At 64.7% G+C, this 15,133-nt stretch carries 13 protein-coding genes; all 13 read left to right on the top strand.

The genetic code is table 11. The features are described from left to right. On the top strand, positions 1–2,461 hold a 2,461-nt coding region (gene bamA / locus ACESNG_RS15000), incomplete at its 5' end, for an outer membrane protein assembly factor BamA (protein WP_373069556.1). A 101-nt stretch (positions 2,462–2,562) separates the two neighbouring features. Next, positions 2,563–3,084: an OmpH family outer membrane protein gene (locus ACESNG_RS14995; RefSeq protein WP_373069554.1), complete on the top strand. Its 522-nt coding sequence runs from the start codon at positions 2,563–2,565 to the stop codon at positions 3,082–3,084. Continuing rightward, complete coding sequence (gene lpxD / locus ACESNG_RS14990; protein WP_373058064.1) at positions 3,081–4,199, top strand: UDP-3-O-(3-hydroxymyristoyl)glucosamine N-acyltransferase; 1,119 nt, start codon at positions 3,081–3,083, stop codon at positions 4,197–4,199. The genes ACESNG_RS14995 and lpxD overlap by 4 nt, the downstream gene beginning before the upstream one ends. A 41-nt stretch (positions 4,200–4,240) precedes the next feature. Next, on the top strand, positions 4,241–5,524 hold the full coding sequence (locus ACESNG_RS14985) for a bifunctional UDP-3-O-[3-hydroxymyristoyl] N-acetylglucosamine deacetylase/3-hydroxyacyl-ACP dehydratase (RefSeq protein ID WP_373058066.1): 1,284 nt from the start codon (positions 4,241–4,243) through the stop codon (positions 5,522–5,524). After that, positions 5,521–6,297 (top strand): acyl-ACP--UDP-N-acetylglucosamine O-acyltransferase, encoded by a 777-nt coding sequence (gene lpxA / locus ACESNG_RS14980; protein WP_373058068.1) that lies wholly within the window; start codon positions 5,521–5,523, stop codon positions 6,295–6,297. Before ACESNG_RS14985 ends, lpxA begins: the two co-directional genes overlap by 4 nt. 11 nt (positions 6,298–6,308) lie before the next feature. Beyond that, on the top strand, positions 6,309–7,340 hold the full coding sequence (locus ACESNG_RS14975; protein ID WP_373058070.1) for a Gfo/Idh/MocA family protein: 1,032 nt from the start codon (positions 6,309–6,311) through the stop codon (positions 7,338–7,340). Next, a complete protein-coding gene (gene lpxB / locus ACESNG_RS14970) occupies positions 7,333–8,460 on the top strand; it encodes a lipid-A-disaccharide synthase (RefSeq protein ID WP_373058072.1) in 1,128 nt (375 codons plus the stop codon). The genes ACESNG_RS14975 and lpxB overlap by 8 nt, the downstream gene beginning before the upstream one ends. Then, entirely contained in the window at positions 8,457–9,122 is a 666-nt protein-coding gene (locus ACESNG_RS14965) for a lysophospholipid acyltransferase family protein (RefSeq protein ID WP_373058074.1), read from the top strand. The genes lpxB and ACESNG_RS14965 overlap by 4 nt, the downstream gene beginning before the upstream one ends. Positions 9,123–9,126: 4 nt before the next feature. Beyond that, positions 9,127–10,221, top strand: coding sequence for a tetraacyldisaccharide 4'-kinase (locus ACESNG_RS14960; RefSeq protein ID WP_373058076.1), 1,095 nt, complete (start codon positions 9,127–9,129; stop codon positions 10,219–10,221). A gap of 26 nt (positions 10,222–10,247) precedes the next feature. Next, positions 10,248–11,558 carry a Glu/Leu/Phe/Val dehydrogenase gene (locus ACESNG_RS14955; RefSeq protein WP_373058078.1) on the top strand — a complete coding sequence of 437 codons (1,311 nt, stop codon included), beginning with the start codon at positions 10,248–10,250 and terminating at the stop codon, positions 11,556–11,558. Between the two features lie 60 nt (positions 11,559–11,618). Continuing rightward, positions 11,619–12,083 (top strand): 23S rRNA (pseudouridine(1915)-N(3))-methyltransferase RlmH, encoded by a 465-nt coding sequence (locus tag ACESNG_RS14950; RefSeq protein WP_373058080.1) that lies wholly within the window; start codon positions 11,619–11,621, stop codon positions 12,081–12,083. Positions 12,084–12,116: 33 nt separating this feature from the next. Beyond that, positions 12,117–13,709 carry a bacillithiol biosynthesis BshC gene (bshC, locus tag ACESNG_RS14945; RefSeq protein ID WP_373058082.1) on the top strand — a complete coding sequence of 531 codons (1,593 nt, stop codon included), beginning with the start codon at positions 12,117–12,119 and terminating at the stop codon, positions 13,707–13,709. Continuing rightward, positions 13,706–15,133 (top strand): murein biosynthesis integral membrane protein MurJ (murJ, locus tag ACESNG_RS14940; RefSeq protein ID WP_373069552.1); only part of this gene is annotated, 1,428 nt, incomplete at its 3' end. The genes bshC and murJ, both read left to right, overlap by 4 nt.

Raw genomic sequence — 15,133 nt, 5'->3', positions numbered from 1 at the left:
GCTGAAGAGCGTCCCCAAAAGAAAGGCCCAGTTGGTGTTGGCCGGTATCGCCCTGTTTGCGTCTGCGGTTGCCCCTCGAGCAGCGGCGGCTCAAGACGTAACAGGGCGCTGTGCGTCCCCCGACTCCATTGCGATCCGTGGCAACACGCGAACGCCTGATGCACGCATCCGTAGCGAGATCGGTCTGACGCCCGGAACGCCACTCAACTTTCCGTCGATTCAGCGCGCCATGAAAGGGCTGTACGCGCTGAACCTGTTCGACGATGTCCAGCTGCTCTGCGATCTGGAGAGCGTGCCGGAGAAGGTGCTGACCGTCATTCAGGTTCGGGAGCGCGCGATCCTCGGTGATATCAAGGTCGTGGGCCCGAAGAACGTTTCTGAGCGTTCTGTGCGTGACAAGATCGACCTCCTGATCGGACGTCCGATCGATCCCATGATGCTCGCCAAGGCGCGGGCGCGTATCGACTCGACCTATGAGGCTGCCGGCTATTATCTGGCGGAGGTGCGGATCGACTCGGTGATGATGGATGACGATCGTATCGGCATCACGTACACGGTCGATGAGGGACGCCGCCTGGCGATCTCGGGTATCGACATTGTGGGCAACACGTCGGTGAAGGAAAAGCAGGTCGTGTCCGCGATGAAGACGAAGCCCGAAGGGTTCTGGTGGTTCCGCAAAGGTGAGTTCGACGAGGACAAGTACGTCGGTGATCTCGGCGAGCGTATCCCAACGCTGTTTTCGCGACTCGGCCACGTCGACATGCGGATCTCGAAAGACACGCTGATCGTCGATCGTGAGAGAGGGAAAGGACTGGTACAGATCGGTGTCGAGGAAGGGCCTCGCTACCGCATCGGCACCTTCGAAGTGGCGGGCAACCGTCGCTTCCCAACGGAAGACCTGAAAAAGTTCTATCTGGTCCAAGGGAATGATCCCACGCTGACGCAGCGCGTGAAGGGCTTGATCAAGCGAGAAGCCGCAGCACCCGAAGGCATTTTCGACCAGCACAAGTGGGACGATGCCATCGAGAAGGTGAACGGGGAGTATCGCAACAACGGCTATCTCTACGCGCGCATCAATCCCGTGCTCGAGCGCAAACTCGAGGGTCCGGATTCGATTCCCACGGTGAATCTGCGCTGGGAAATTGACGAGAAGAATCCGGCGATCGTGAATCGTATCGAGATTCTCGGCAATGACTTCACGGCCGACGACTGCATTCGCCGTCAGGTCTTCCTTGTGCCGGGTGGCGTGTTCAATCAGGCCGCGTTGATCCGCAGCTATCAGAGTATCGGCAACATGAATTTCTTCGAGTCGCCGATGCCGTTTCCGGATTACCGTCCCGTCAATGATCAGGGCGACGTCGACATCGTGTTTCGCGTGAAGGAGAAGCGGACCGGCTCGATCAATTTCGGCGCGTCGATGGGTCAGGGCGGCGTCGGGTTCGGCGGGTTCATCGGCCTCGAACAGCCCAACCTTTTCGGCCTGTGTAAGCAGGGGAAGCTGAACTGGCAGTATGGTCGGTTCTTCAACGACTTCACGGCCACCTACACCGACCCCGCGCTGCGCGGCTCGCGTGTGTCCGGCGCGATCAGCGCGTACCGCACGCAGTCCCGTTTCATTGTCGGTAACCTCGGTCAGAACATCCGCACCGGCTCGCAACTGCGATTCGGTCTGCCGGTACCCTGGTCGTACTTCTCGACGATGGCCGTGTCGTACAACGGGGAGTCGGCAACCTTCACCTCGGGCACGATTCAGAACACCTGCACGCGGAACTGTTTCCGGTCGAACGTGGGGCTTGAATACACCTACGACACGCGGATCGACTTGCCGTTCGCGACGGGTGGATCCATGAGGACGGTCACGGCCGATTTCAGCGGCGGTCCGTTGGGCGGAACGGTGAATTTCCAGCGCCTGACGACGGAAATGCGCGCGTACACTCAGTTGGGTCAGCTCGGTGGAACGAACCCGGGTTCGCAGCCTATAAAGTTCACGATGGGGCTCACGGCGCGGGCCGGCAGCTTGTTCGGCAACTCGGGACCGTTCTTCTTCCAGCAACAGTTCGCGGTTGGCGGTGTGCAGTTCGGCCAGCAGTTGCGCGGCTATCCGGAGTTCTCGATTACCCCGGTCGGGTTCAACCCGAATACCGACCAGTTCCGATCCGATCCGGCGTCGTTCGGCAACGCGTTCATGACGCTCACCGGTGAGGTCGGCGTCCGATTCAGCCAGATGTTCTATCTCAACGCCTTCACCGACGCCGGCAACAACTGGGCGTCCGCGCGGCAGATCAATCCGACCCGGCTCTTCCGTTCCGCGGGATTCGGGGTATCTACCGTAACGCCGTTGGGACCGCTTGGATTGGATATGGCGTACGGCTTCGATCGCACGACCGTGGACCTGGTTACGGGACGAGTTCGGCCCGATCCACGTTGGCAGTTCCATTTCCGACTCGGTCAGCTCTTCTAAACTCAGGACCTCACATGCGGCTTTCCTCGTTCGTCGGCGCTTGCGCCTTACTGATTGGCGTTCCCGCCCTGGGGTCCGCTCAGACACAGAAGTTCGCCTACGTGAACTCTGCTGCGATCCTCCAGTCTGCCCCTGGCCGAACCGAAGCTGAGGCGCAGTTCGACAAGGAAATGACGTCGATGCGCGCGGCCGTGCAGAAGCTCTCCGATTCGCTGAACACAATGCAGGAAGTGTATGCGAAAGAAGAAGTGTCATTGTCGCCGGCGGCGAAGGAAGCCCGCCTGAAGACGCTTCGCGATAAGCAGGCGGGCTATCAGGAGCGCGTGCAGAAGCTGCAGGAGCAGGCGCAGGCGCGTGAAGCTGAACTGATGCAGCCGATCATGGATAACGTGCGCAAGGTGCTTGACGACCTGCGGGCCGAGGGCGGTTTCGCTTTTATTTTCGACGTGGCGGCGGGCTCGCTGATCGTGTCGGCCGACAAGAATCTGGACATCACCGATCGTGTCGTGTCCAAGCTGCGATTGGCCGCGCCGCGCGCCGCGCCGGCTGCTGCCAAACCGACGCCGGCTGGTCCGACGAGCGTCCCGGCGGGCCTGAACACCAAGAAGCCGCCCACGGAGTGATCGCCGCAGTGGGCGGCGGTTCCGAAGATCCGCAGGCAGGCGGCGGTGGTGGGCAACAGCCCATCACCGCCGCTGCCGTTGCGGAGCAGGTCGGGGGGGTGCTCGTGGGCGACGGCGAGATCGAGGTGTGGGGTATTGCACCGCTCGATCGCGCCGGTCCCCACGAGCTGAGCTTTTTATCGCATCTTCGCTACGGGCAGTGGTTCGCCACGTCTCGCGCCGGCGTCGTGTTGATCTCGCCCGAGCTTGCCGAACTGGCAGGGACCCCGGCCACCAGAATCGTCGTGGCCAAGCCGGTCGATGCCATGGTCGCTCTTCTCGAGCGCTTCCACCGCAAGGAACCGCGCGCCAAAGGTGTACACCCGTCCGCTATCATTGCGAACGACGTACGTCTTGGCGAGGGCGTCACGATCGACCCCTTTGTCGTGATCGGCGAAGGGTCGGTGATCGGCGACAGGAGCTGGATCAGCGCGCATACGGTGATAGGCGCGGGATCGGTGCTTGGAAAAGACGTACGCGTGCATTCCACGGCCGTCGTGTACCCGTTTACGGAGCTGGGAGACCGCGTGACTTTGCACGCGGGTGCACGGGTCGGTCGCGAGGGCTTCGGCTTCGTAGCGCAGGCGAACGGCGTGGTGCGCATTCCCCACGCGGGGCGCTGCATTCTCGAGCACGACGTCGAGGTGGGTGCAAACAGTTGCATCGACCGCGGCAGCGTGGACGACACGATCATCGGCGCCGGAACGAAGCTCGACAACCTCGTTCATATCGCGCACAACGTACGCGTGGGGCGCGGCTGTTTCTTCGCGGCCCAGGCCGCAGTGGCCGGCTCTACCCGGATCGGCGATGGCGTGCAGATCGGCGGTCAGGTCGGTATCGGTGGGCACGTCACGATTGGCTCTCAGGTGAATTTGGCTGGCGGCGCCGGGGTGATCGGCAACGTGCCGGCTGGCGAGACGTGGTCCGGATATCCGGCCCGACCGCACCGGGATCATCTGCGGGCGTCGGCGGCAATCGCCCGCTTGGCGAAGATCGTGCGCCCGCTCGAGCAGTTGGTCAGCAAGCCGGCAACGGTTGGTCAGGCAAACCGCGCGTCTGACGGGAGCGAGACGTGAGCGCGAGCGCGGGCAAGTTGACGAACGCGGTGACTGGCTCCATGTCCGAGCCGGCAGGGCAGCGGCGCACGATTGGTCGTGTGGCCGTGGTCGAGGGCACCGGTCTTCATCTCGGGCAACCCTGTCGTCTCACGTTCCAGCCGGCGCCAACGGGAACCGGCATCGTATTCCGACGGACCGACATCGTCGGCGCCTCGCCGATTCCGGCGCGTGTCGACGTCGCGGTGGACGCCGAGCGTCGCACGCAACTCGGGACCGGTCCGGCCGCGCTGCACACCGTGGAGCATGTGCTGGCCGCCGTCGGTGCACTGTCGATCGACGATCTCGAGATCGGGATGGACGGACCCGAGCCGCCGATCATGGACGGCAGTGCCGCACCGTTTCTCGACGCGTTGCGCGGCGCCGGGTTGGTGCCCAACGGAGGCCGTCCCGAGTGGCTGGTCCTGCGGAAGTCGCTTCGCGTCGTGGATGGCGACTCGGTGTACGAGGCCGGGCCGTGCATGGGCCTGTCGCTCGACGTCACGATCGATTTTCCGCATCCATTGATCGGCACGCAGCGCACGCAGTGCATAGTCACCGCCGACAGCTTCACGCGAGAACTGGCGTCGGCGCGAACCTTCGGGTTCACGCATGAAGTGGACGCGCTGCGCACGAAGGGATTGATTCAGGGGGCATCCACTTCCAACGCCGTGGTACTCGACGCCGACGGGGTGGTCGATACCACGCTCCGCTGGCCTGATGAATTTTCCCGGCACAAGACGCTCGACTGTGTCGGAGATCTGGTTCTCACTGGTGCGCGTGTCCGCGCGCACATCGTCGCTCACAAACCGAGTCACCGCGGCACAGTCGCCTTGGTTCGCGCCCTCGTGCAACACGCTGTCCGGGAGCCCGCCGTGTATTCCATCGAAGATATCATGCAGGTGCTGCCGCACCGTTATCCGTTCCTCCTCGTCGATCGCATTCTGGAGATCGAGGAAGGCAAGCGGATCGTCGGGCTGAAGAACGTCTCGATCAACGAGCCGTTCTTCCAGGGACACTTTCCGGGGCATCCGATCATGCCCGGTGTCCTCATCATCGAGTCGATGGCGCAGGTGGGCGGCATGCTGCTCATGCGCAGCATCGCCGACCCGTCGAGCAAGGTCGTGTACTTCCTGTCGCTCGACAACGTGAAATTCCGCCGTCCCGTGAAGCCCGGTGATCAGCTGCGGATCGAGATGGAAGTGCTGCAGACGCGCGGTATGATGTGCAAGATGCGTGGCGTCGTGACCGTAGACGGCCAGGTGGTGACCGAGGCGGACATGGCCGCGATGGTCCGCGATCGATGACTGCGCGCATTCACCCGACGGCACTCGTCGATGCGTCGGCGCACCTCGGTGAGGATGTCGAGGTGGGACCGTGGGCGATCATCGGTCCCCAGTGCACCGTCGGCCGCGGCACGCACGTCGCCGCGCGCGCGACCCTCGAGCGCAATGTGCGGCTTGGTGAGCGAGTGCAGATCGGTATCGGGGCGATTCTCGGCGGCGATCCCCAGGACCTCAAGTATCGCGGCGAAGAGACGTGGGTCGATATCGGCGACGAGACGTCGATCCGCGAGTACGCGACGATCAATCGTGGCACCGCGCATTCGATCACGACGAGCGTGGGACGCAACTGCTTCCTGATGAGTTACGTGCACTTGGCGCACGATTGTCATATCGGCGACAACGTGATCATTTCGAACGGAACGCAGCTGGCCGGACACGTCACCGTCGAAGACAAGGTGACGATTTCCGGGCTGTGCGCTGTGCATCAGTTTTCGCGCATCGGCCGCCACTCGTTCATCGGCGGATGCTCGCGCGTATCGCAGGATGTGCCGCCCTTCGTTCGTGCCGTGGGAAACCCGGTCAAGCTCTTCGGATTGAATTCCGTCGGATTACGCCGCACGGGCTTCGAAGAAGAGGTGGTTCGTGAACTCAAGCGGGCGTATCGCTTCTGCTTCCGGTCCGATCTCAATCTGGGGCAGGGTGTCGAGAAGGCGCGCGCCGAACTGTCCATGCTGCCCGATGTACGGCACTTTCTCGACTTCATCGAAGCGAGCCAGCGGGGCGTCGGATTCTGAGAACCACGATCATGACCCCGGGGTCGCGCGCCTTCTCGCGGAGTGATGCACCGCGCGTCGGCGTCGTCGGCGCCGGTGGTCTGGGCGTGCATCACGTGCGCATTCTTCGCGATCTCTGCGGCGACCGGTTTGCCGGCTTCGTCGACGAGAATCCCGGTCGGGCTGCCGAGGTCGCGACGCAGCACGGCGTCCGCATGTATCCCTCGCTGTCGGCGATGCTCGACGAGGTCGACGCGGTATCCATCGTGGTACCGACGACCGCGCATCATGAAGTCGCGTCGGCCGCGCTCGATCGCGGCAAACATGTATTCGTCGAGAAGCCGTTCACGGTCACGCTCGACGAAGCCGATGATCTGCTGGCGCGCGCACGCGCGGCCGGCGTCATGCTGCAGGTCGGCCACGTGGAACGATTCAATCGCGCCGTTCGCGCGGCGATGCCGTTCGTCGACGGACCGCGCTTCATCGAGAGTGACCGCCTCGCGCCGTTCAACCCGCGCGGCTCCGACGTGGCCGTCGTGCTCGATCTCATGATCCACGATCTCGATCTGGTGCACACGTTGGTTGGTTTGCGTGTGGCTGACGTGCAGGCCATGGGCATGCCGGTGCTTACGCCGCAGATCGACATTGCGAATGCACGCCTGACGTTCGCCAACGGCGCCGTGGCCAACATCACGGCAAGCCGCGTGTCCCGCGAGCGGTTGCGGAAGCTGCGCATCTTCCAGAGAAGCGGGTACATCTCGCTCGACCTCGCCGCCGGCACCGGAGAGTTCTTCCGGTTGCGCGGGGATTTCGATCCGATGTTGCTGGCGCGTGCGCCGCGTGCGCTCGAGGAGTTCGTGGAACGGGTGCCGCTCGAGGCACCGGACGGCGAACCACTGGTGCTCGAACTCTCCCAGTTCCTCGGAGCCATCGCGGGGCGCAATCCCGTTGCGGTCACGGGTGAGGAAGGACGTGAGGCCCTCGAGGCGGCTCTACGCATCGTGTCGGCGATCGAAGCCGCACAACAGGTGATGCGTGCCTCCGATGAGTCGGCGCGTGCGTGAGATTCTGTTCGTCGTCGGCGAAGCGTCCGGCGATTTGCATGCGGGGAAGGTGGCCGAGGTGCTACGTGCCACGGCACCTGACTTGACGATGGTCGGTATCGGCGGCGGACACATGCGGGATGCCGGCGTGGAGATCATCGAAGACGTCGCGAACCTGGCGGTGATGGGTTTCGCCGAAGTCGTCCGGCATATCCCGAAGCACTATGCGTTGCTGGGTAGGCTGCGTGAGCGCATTGAGAGTGGACGTGTCGCACTGGTCGTGTTGCTCGACTATCCCGGCTTCAATCTCAAGGTCGCGGAAGTCGCGAAGAAGGCGGGTGTCCCGGTGCTGTACTACATCACGCCGCAAGTGTGGGCGTGGGGCGCCGGACGCTTGCCCAAGCTGGCTCGCGTCGTTACGAAGGCGGCGTCCATCCTTCCGTTCGAAGAAGGGCTGCTGCGTCGTCATGGAGTGGACGCCACGTTCGTGGGGCACCCGCTGCTCGATCGCGCGCAGTCGTTGCCGACGCAGGCGGCAGCGCGGGCAGCGCTGGGACTTCCCGCGGACGGACCGATCCTCGCGGTGTTCCCGGGTTCGCGTCGCGCCGAGTTGGCGCGCCATCTGAAGCCGTTCATGGAGACGGCAACGCTGCTGCAGGCTCACGTTCCCGGATTGCACGTTGTCGTGAGCGTCGCGCCGACGGTGCAGATCAGCGAAGTCGAGTGTCCGTTCCCGCGCGTGCACGGCGCGTCGTTCAACGTGCTGCGCGCTACCACCGCCGGCCTGTTGAAGAGTGGAACCACGACCCTCGAAGCCGCCGTGGCGGGCTTGCCACATGTCATCGGCTACCGCACGAGTGCGATTACGTACGCGATCGCACGACGGGTCGTGAAGATCCCGCATATCGGACTCGTGAACGTGGTCGCGCAGCGCGAGGTGTCGCGGGAGTTCGTGCAGGAGGCGTTCGAGCCACGTCGTGTGGCCGATGCGCTGATGCCATTACTGGACGTACACAGTGCACAGCGCGCGCAGGCAGTAGCGGGGCTGAGCGAAGTGCGCGGGATGCTGGGCACGCCGGGCGCTTCGGAGCGCGTGGCGACCATGATCCGTGACCTCGTCGCCGCCGGGCCCGCGAGATGACTGCGACAGTGCTCGACTGGCGCACGCGTATCGCCATCACGCTCGGCACCTGGGTGTTGTACGCGCTCGGCACGACGTGGCGCGTGGAGGTGCATGGTCGGCAGGCGCTGCTCGATCGCGCGCCGGATGCGCCTCGAGTCGTGCTCATGCTCTGGCACGGGCAGATGCTGCCGCTCCTGTGGGCCCATCGACAGCCAACCGGCGTGATGATCAGTGAGCACAAAGATGGTGAGATCATTGCGCGCATCGTCAGCTCGTTCGGATTCTTCGGCGTACGCGGTTCGTCGTCACGCGGCGGCACACGCGCACTGCTCGAAGCCGTGCAAGTGCTCAAGCGTGGCGCCGACATGGCGATTACGCCCGATGGTCCGCGAGGACCGCGTCACAGCTTCGCCGCAGGCGCGCTCGTGCTCGCGCATCGAGCGGGTGCGCCCGTCGTCTCACTGGTCGCACATGTCGATCGCAAGTGGCAGTTGCGCAGCTGGGATGGATTCGAGATTCCGAAACCGTTCGCGCGAGTGACGATCGAGTACGGCGAGCCGGTCATGCTCGAGGGTACCGATGCGCGTGCCGTCGCCGCGCGCACCGAGGAATTCGCGCAGCGGATGCGCGATGCCGTTGTGCGTGTGGAGACGCTATCGAACGCGCCGTCGAGCGCCTGACGCAGTGAACATCGGGACCGGCGGGCGCGCCTTCGTGTCGTATGTCTGGACGTCGTCCTCCATCGGCGCGCGTCTGGTGCGTACTTCCGTTCTGCCGCTCAGTTGGCTGTTCGGTGCGATCGTGGCGCGCCGTAATGCGCGATTCGACGCGCGGATGCGCACCGGCTCGCTCCCTCTTCCGGCGTTGCCCGCGCTCTCGGTCGGCAATCTCACCGTGGGTGGCACCGGCAAGACGCCCGTCGCCTCGTGGTTCGCTTCGCGTTTGCGAGCGGGTGGTGCCTCGCCGGCGTTGGTGTTGCGCGGATACGGTGACGACGAGTGGCGCGTGCATGGCCTGCTGACACCCGGAGTTCCCGTGATTGTCGCACCCGACCGTGCCGTGGGACTCGTAACGGCGTTGAGCAAACAGTGTGACTGCGCCGTGCTCGATGATGCGTTCCAGCATCGTCAGCTGTCGCGGATCATTGATGTGGTGCTGGTGAGCGCGGATGCGTGGCGGGAGCCCGTTCGGCTGTTACCAAGCGGTCCGTATCGGGAACCGCTCGGCAGCCTGAGGCGGGCGTCCGTCGCCGTGATCACCGTGAAGGCGGCGTCCCCTGACCAGGTCCAAGCGGTGCGAGCAGCCATTCGCGCGGCGGCGCCGGATGTCCCTATCGCACAGGTGCGTCTGGCGCCGGGGACGATTCGGCTCGCTGCGACCATCGGCGGCGGCCACGGGTCACCGCGCGGGCTCCAGCACGATCTGACGTGGCTTCACGGGCGAAGGCTTGTGCTGGTGAGCGCCATTGCCGATCCCCACGCGTTTCGTCGTCAGATGGAGGCGGCAGGGGCCGTGGTCCAGCATCACGCCGCGTATCCCGACCATCACGAGTTCGTGGCCGACGACGTATTGAGCATCGTGGCACGGGCAGATCCCTCGGTAGAGCTGCTCTGCACCCTCAAAGATGCCGTCAAACTGGCACCGCTTTGGCCTCGCGCCGGGGCCGCTCTTTGGTATGTTTCCCAGACGGTGGTGGTCGAGCAGGGCGCTGAGATACTGGAGCATGCTGTAGCCCGAGTATTGGCAGCGCGCAGGGCCACCACTTCCACTGCCGGCTGAGTCCGGCCAAAAAAATACCTGGCGAAATGGCTATCGACCTCCTCCGTCTTCCGACGGACAGTATCGTCCGCCCGGACAAGGACAGGTTCCTCAACGAAGAGAATCCGTTCGAAGCGATGATGTCCCGCTTCGACCGCGCCGCCGAGCTGCTCGATCTCGAGCCCGGCATCTACAAGATTCTTCGCAATCCTGAAAAGCAGCTGATCGTTTCCGTGCCCGTGCAGCTCGACAACGGGGACGTGGAAGTGTTCACCGGCTACCGCGTGCTGTACAACACGTCGCGTGGTCCGGCAAAGGGAGGTATCCGCTTCGACATGAAGGTCACGCTCGAGGAAGTGAAGGCCCTCGCGGCGTGGATGACGTGGAAGTGCGCCGTCGTGAATTTGCCGTTCGGCGGTGCCAAGGGCGGGGTGGTTTGTGATCCGCTCACCATGAGCGTCGGTGAACTCGAGCGCGTGACGCGCCGCTACACCAAGGGGATCATCTCCTTGTTGGGGCCCGACACCGATGTCCCCGCGCCGGATGTGAATACGAACGAGCGCGTGATGGCGTGGGTGATGGATACCTACTCGATGCATGTCGGTCGCACCGAGAACGCCGTCGTGACCGGCAAGCCGATTGAAATGGGTGGCTCGTACGGCCGCCGTGAAGCCACCGGTCGGGGCTGCATGTTGGTGACCCGCGAAGCGCTCGCGCACCTCGGCCTCGCGATGACAGGTGCGACGGTGGCGGTGCAAGGCTTCGGCAATGTCGGTTCGACGGCGGCCAAGCTCATGGCGGCCGAAGGGTGCAAGATCGTCGGCATCGGCGATCGCGCCGGTTCGTTCTACAACGCGAAGGGGATTGATGTCGACGCCGCGATCGCGCACGTGCAGCAGCATCGCTCGCTGCAAGGCTTCGCGGGCGCTGAGCTGATCGACTCCGATACGTTGCTGACCCTCGACGTGGACGTGTTGGTACCGGCCGCGCTGGAAAACGTCATCACGACGAAGAACGCTTCGCGCATTCGCGCGAAGGTGATCTGCGAAGGCGCCAACGGACCGACCACGGCCGCCGCTGATCCGATTCTCGACGAGAAGGGGATCTTCGTGATTCCCGACATTCTCGCCAACGCGGGCGGCGTGACGGTGTCGTACTTCGAGTGGGTGCAGGATCGCATGGGTTACTTCTGGTCCGAGGCCGATGTGAACGAGCGTCTCGGCGGCATCATGACCCGCAGCTTCCAGGATGTCCTCACGCTCTCGAAGCAGCATCGCGTGAACATGCGCACGGCGGCGTACATGTTGTCGATCAGCCGTGTGGCCACCGTGCACCGCCTCCGCGGTATCTACGCGTGATCGCATGTACACGTGAGACTATCTACACGTGATCGTTGACGCAGTATCGGATCCGGCAGCATGCGGATCTCGCTGCTGGTAATCGGCCGGCCCCGTGACGCGGGTCTGGCCGATGCCATTCGGGACTACGAATCGCGAGCAGCGCGCTACTGGCCGCTCGATGTCTTCGAGGTCAAAGAGGAGTCGGGCCGAGGGCTGAGCCCGGCGCTGGTGATGGATCGTGAGGCCGAGCGACTGGCCGAACGAATCCCCGCTGATGCACAAGTCGTTGCCTGCGACCCGGGCGGGGAATCGCTGGATTCATCCCGTTTCGCGACGTGGCTGCAGGATCAACGCGAACAGGCCCGTAGCGTGGCGTTTGTCATTGGCGGTGCACACGGTCTGGGCGAGGCCGTACGCGGCCGTGCGGCCCGTCGATTGTCATTGGCGCCGTGGACGTTGCCGCATGAGGTAGCGCGACTGGTGCTCTCGGAGCAATTGTACCGAGCGGGCACCATTATTCGAGGCGAACCGTACCACAAGTGAGCAGAGGGCGTGACTGTCCGTGAGCCAGTTCCGATGTCGGTAGACGGCGTGATCGTACGCACAGCCCAGCTGGGCGGCAGCACGCTGTCACAGGCGGTGCAGCGCGGCGAGGTCGGTGCGGAGTGGTATGCGCATCGACCGGCGTCCCCGTCGGCGTGGCGCGCACATGCCTTGCAGGTGCAAGCCTCGCATGATGGCTTCGATTGGCTCACGACGCTCGCGCCGGCCTTCGCGGCCACCGGAGCGGCTGCCGACCGGCTCGCGCAAGCAGCGGCACGAGGCGTTGTCGTGACGACGGGACAGCAGCCCGGCCTGTTCGGTGGTCCGTCCTACACGTGGACGAAGGCGATCAGTGCGCTGTCGCTGGCGGATGAACTATCGGCGGCGATCAACATGCCGGTCGCGCCCGTGTTCTGGGCCGCCAGTGACGACGCCGATTGGATGGAGGCTGCCGTTACCCATGTCGCGACGGTACGGGGCCTCCAGACAATGTCCCTCGTTGGAGAACCGACCGAAGGCGTCGCTATGGCCGACGTGCCGCTCGGCGACCTCACGGCCGCCCGCGCGACCCTGGCGGCGGCCTGTGGATCGGCCGCCCGCGCGAGCGTGCTCGACGCCGTGGATGCCGCGTACGTCCCGCACGCCACCGTCGGTGCCGCGTACGTCCAGCTTCTCCGGGCACTGCTCGAACCGCTCGGCATCGCGGTCCTCGACGCGGCCCATCCGGCGTTCCGCGTGGCGTCCGATCGTTTCCTTCGACATGCGCTTTCTGCCGCGGCCAGTGTTTCCGAGGCGCTGTCAGCTCGAACACAGGCCATCGTGGCTGCCGGATACGCACCGCAAGTTGATGTGGTCGACGGTTTGTCTTTGGTATTTCAGACCGCGCTCGTGTCGAAGGCCGAATCGGTACAACGCGTTCGGGTGCGTGTTCCGATGGCGGACGCGGCCACCGTGGCGCGAGAAGCAGCGGTCGGAACGCTCGGTGCCAATGTGTTGTTGCGCCCGGTACTGGAGCGGTCGCTTCTGCCCACGCTCACCTATCTCGCTGGTCCGGGAGAGCTGGCGTATTTCGCACAAGTGGCACCGATCGCTTCGGCGCTCGGCGCACCGGCGCCCGTCGTTTCGCCGCGGTGGGCCGGCGAAGTACTCGACGGCGATGCCTACCGCGCGCTCGATCGGCTCGGTCTCGCCGAGGCGACGCTGCGCGATCCGCACGCCGCCGAACAACAACTTGCTCAGCGACTGCTACATGACGGGATCAGTGATACCCTCGAACGGTTGCGTGTCGCGATCGATGCGCAGCTACGCGCGCTGCGCGACAGTGTCGATGGCGCCGGGGCCCCCGTCACGCACGACGTGATCGCGGGTCTGTCGCGCGACCTGACGCACCGGATTGACAAGTTCGAACACCGCGTGCTCGGCGGCGTCAAGCGTAACGAGGTCGAAGCGATGCGCGAGCTCGCGTATGTTCGCGCCTCACTCCGTCCGATGGGCAAGTCGCCGGAGCGGGTGCTCAACCTACTGCCGTATCTCGCGCGCTTCGGCGTCGAGCTGCTGACGCGCCTTCGAGAGGCGTCGTTGTCGCACGCGCGCGCGCTCGTGCACGGAACACGCGCCGACTCATGAGTGACGCCGGGGGCGGACGCTCCGCCTTCGTTGTCGGTGCGGGGATCCTGATCAGTCGTGTCGTCGGGTTGCTGCGCCAGACCGCGTTTGCGTACTATTTCGGCGCGGGACCGGCCGCCGACGCGTACGGTGCGGCGTTCAAGATTCCCAATGCCGTGCGGAACTTGCTTGGCGAAGGCACGCTCTCGGCGGCCTTCGTACCGATCTACAGTCGGCTGCTCTCGCGAGACGATCCACGCGCCGCGCGCGCGTTATCGAATGCGGTGCTTGGACTGCTACTGGCCGCAACGTCGATCCTGACGCTGGTCGGGATTCTGGCAGCGCCGCTCTTGACGCGCGTGCTGGCTGGGGGCTTCGATGACACGACTCGGGAGCTCACCACGCGACTGACGCGCGTGATGTTTCCCATGACCGGCCTGATGGTGCTCAGTGGGTGGTGTCTCGGCATTCAGAACTCCCATCGAGGCTTCTTCTGGCCCTACGCCAGCGCCGCGATCTGGTCGCTGGCCCAGATCGCGCTACTCCTCATCGGCGGACCGCGCGCCGCCGACACCGCCACGCTCTCGTACTGGCTGGCGTGGGCCACACTCGGAGGCGCGCTCCTGCAGATCGGCGCGCAGGCTCCTGAAGTCCTTCGGCTCGCCGGCCCGCTTCGCCCTACCCTCGATCGTGCGGCCGAGGGTGTGATGCCCATGCTGCGCAACGTGCTGCCGGTGGTGACCGCACTCGGTGTCGTACAGATTTCGTCCTTCGTGGATCTGTACATCGCCTCTTTTCTGCCTACGGGCGCGGTTGCCAACATCGGGTACGCCAATACACTGGCCCTGTTGCCGGTGTCGCTGTTCGGCGTCTCCGTCGCGGCGGCCGCGCTTCCCGACCTGTCACGCGACGCCGGCGCGATGGCCATGGATGCGCTGCTGGAAAAGGTGCGCAGCGGTTGGCAGCGCATTCTCTTCTACATCGTCCCGAGTGCCGTCGCGTTCATCACGCTCGGCGACTACTGCGTGGGTATGCTGTATCGCGCCGGCCGATTCGGCGTGGCGGAGCAGACGTCGGTGCACTGGGTGCTGGCGGCGTACGCCATCGGCCTCGTGAGCTTCGGGTCGGTCAAGCTGCTCGGGTCGGCGTACTACGCCATGCAGGACTATCGCACTCCGCTGCGCGCCTCGATCACGAGTATCGCGGTGTCGGTGATCGTGTCGGTGAGTGTCGCGGTGCCACTGCGAGCACTCTCCGTTGCGGCCGCTGGCATCGCCCTCGGATCGGCCGTCGGGTCGTACGTCAACCTGGCGATACTTGCGCGCGGACTGCAGCGTCGGCTCGGTGCGTTGTACACCGCGACGATGTGGCGTGGTACGCGCCGCATCGCGCTGGCTGCATTGGTCGCCGCCTTAGTGGGTACGCTCTTGCGATACGTGCAGTAT

This window comes from Gemmatimonas sp. (genome assembly GCF_041689975.1).
In the GTDB taxonomy this organism is placed as follows: domain Bacteria; phylum Gemmatimonadota; class Gemmatimonadetes; order Gemmatimonadales; family Gemmatimonadaceae; genus Gemmatimonas.
Note: the sequence above shows the minus strand (reverse complement) of the source record. Positions and strands in the feature narration are given on the sequence as shown.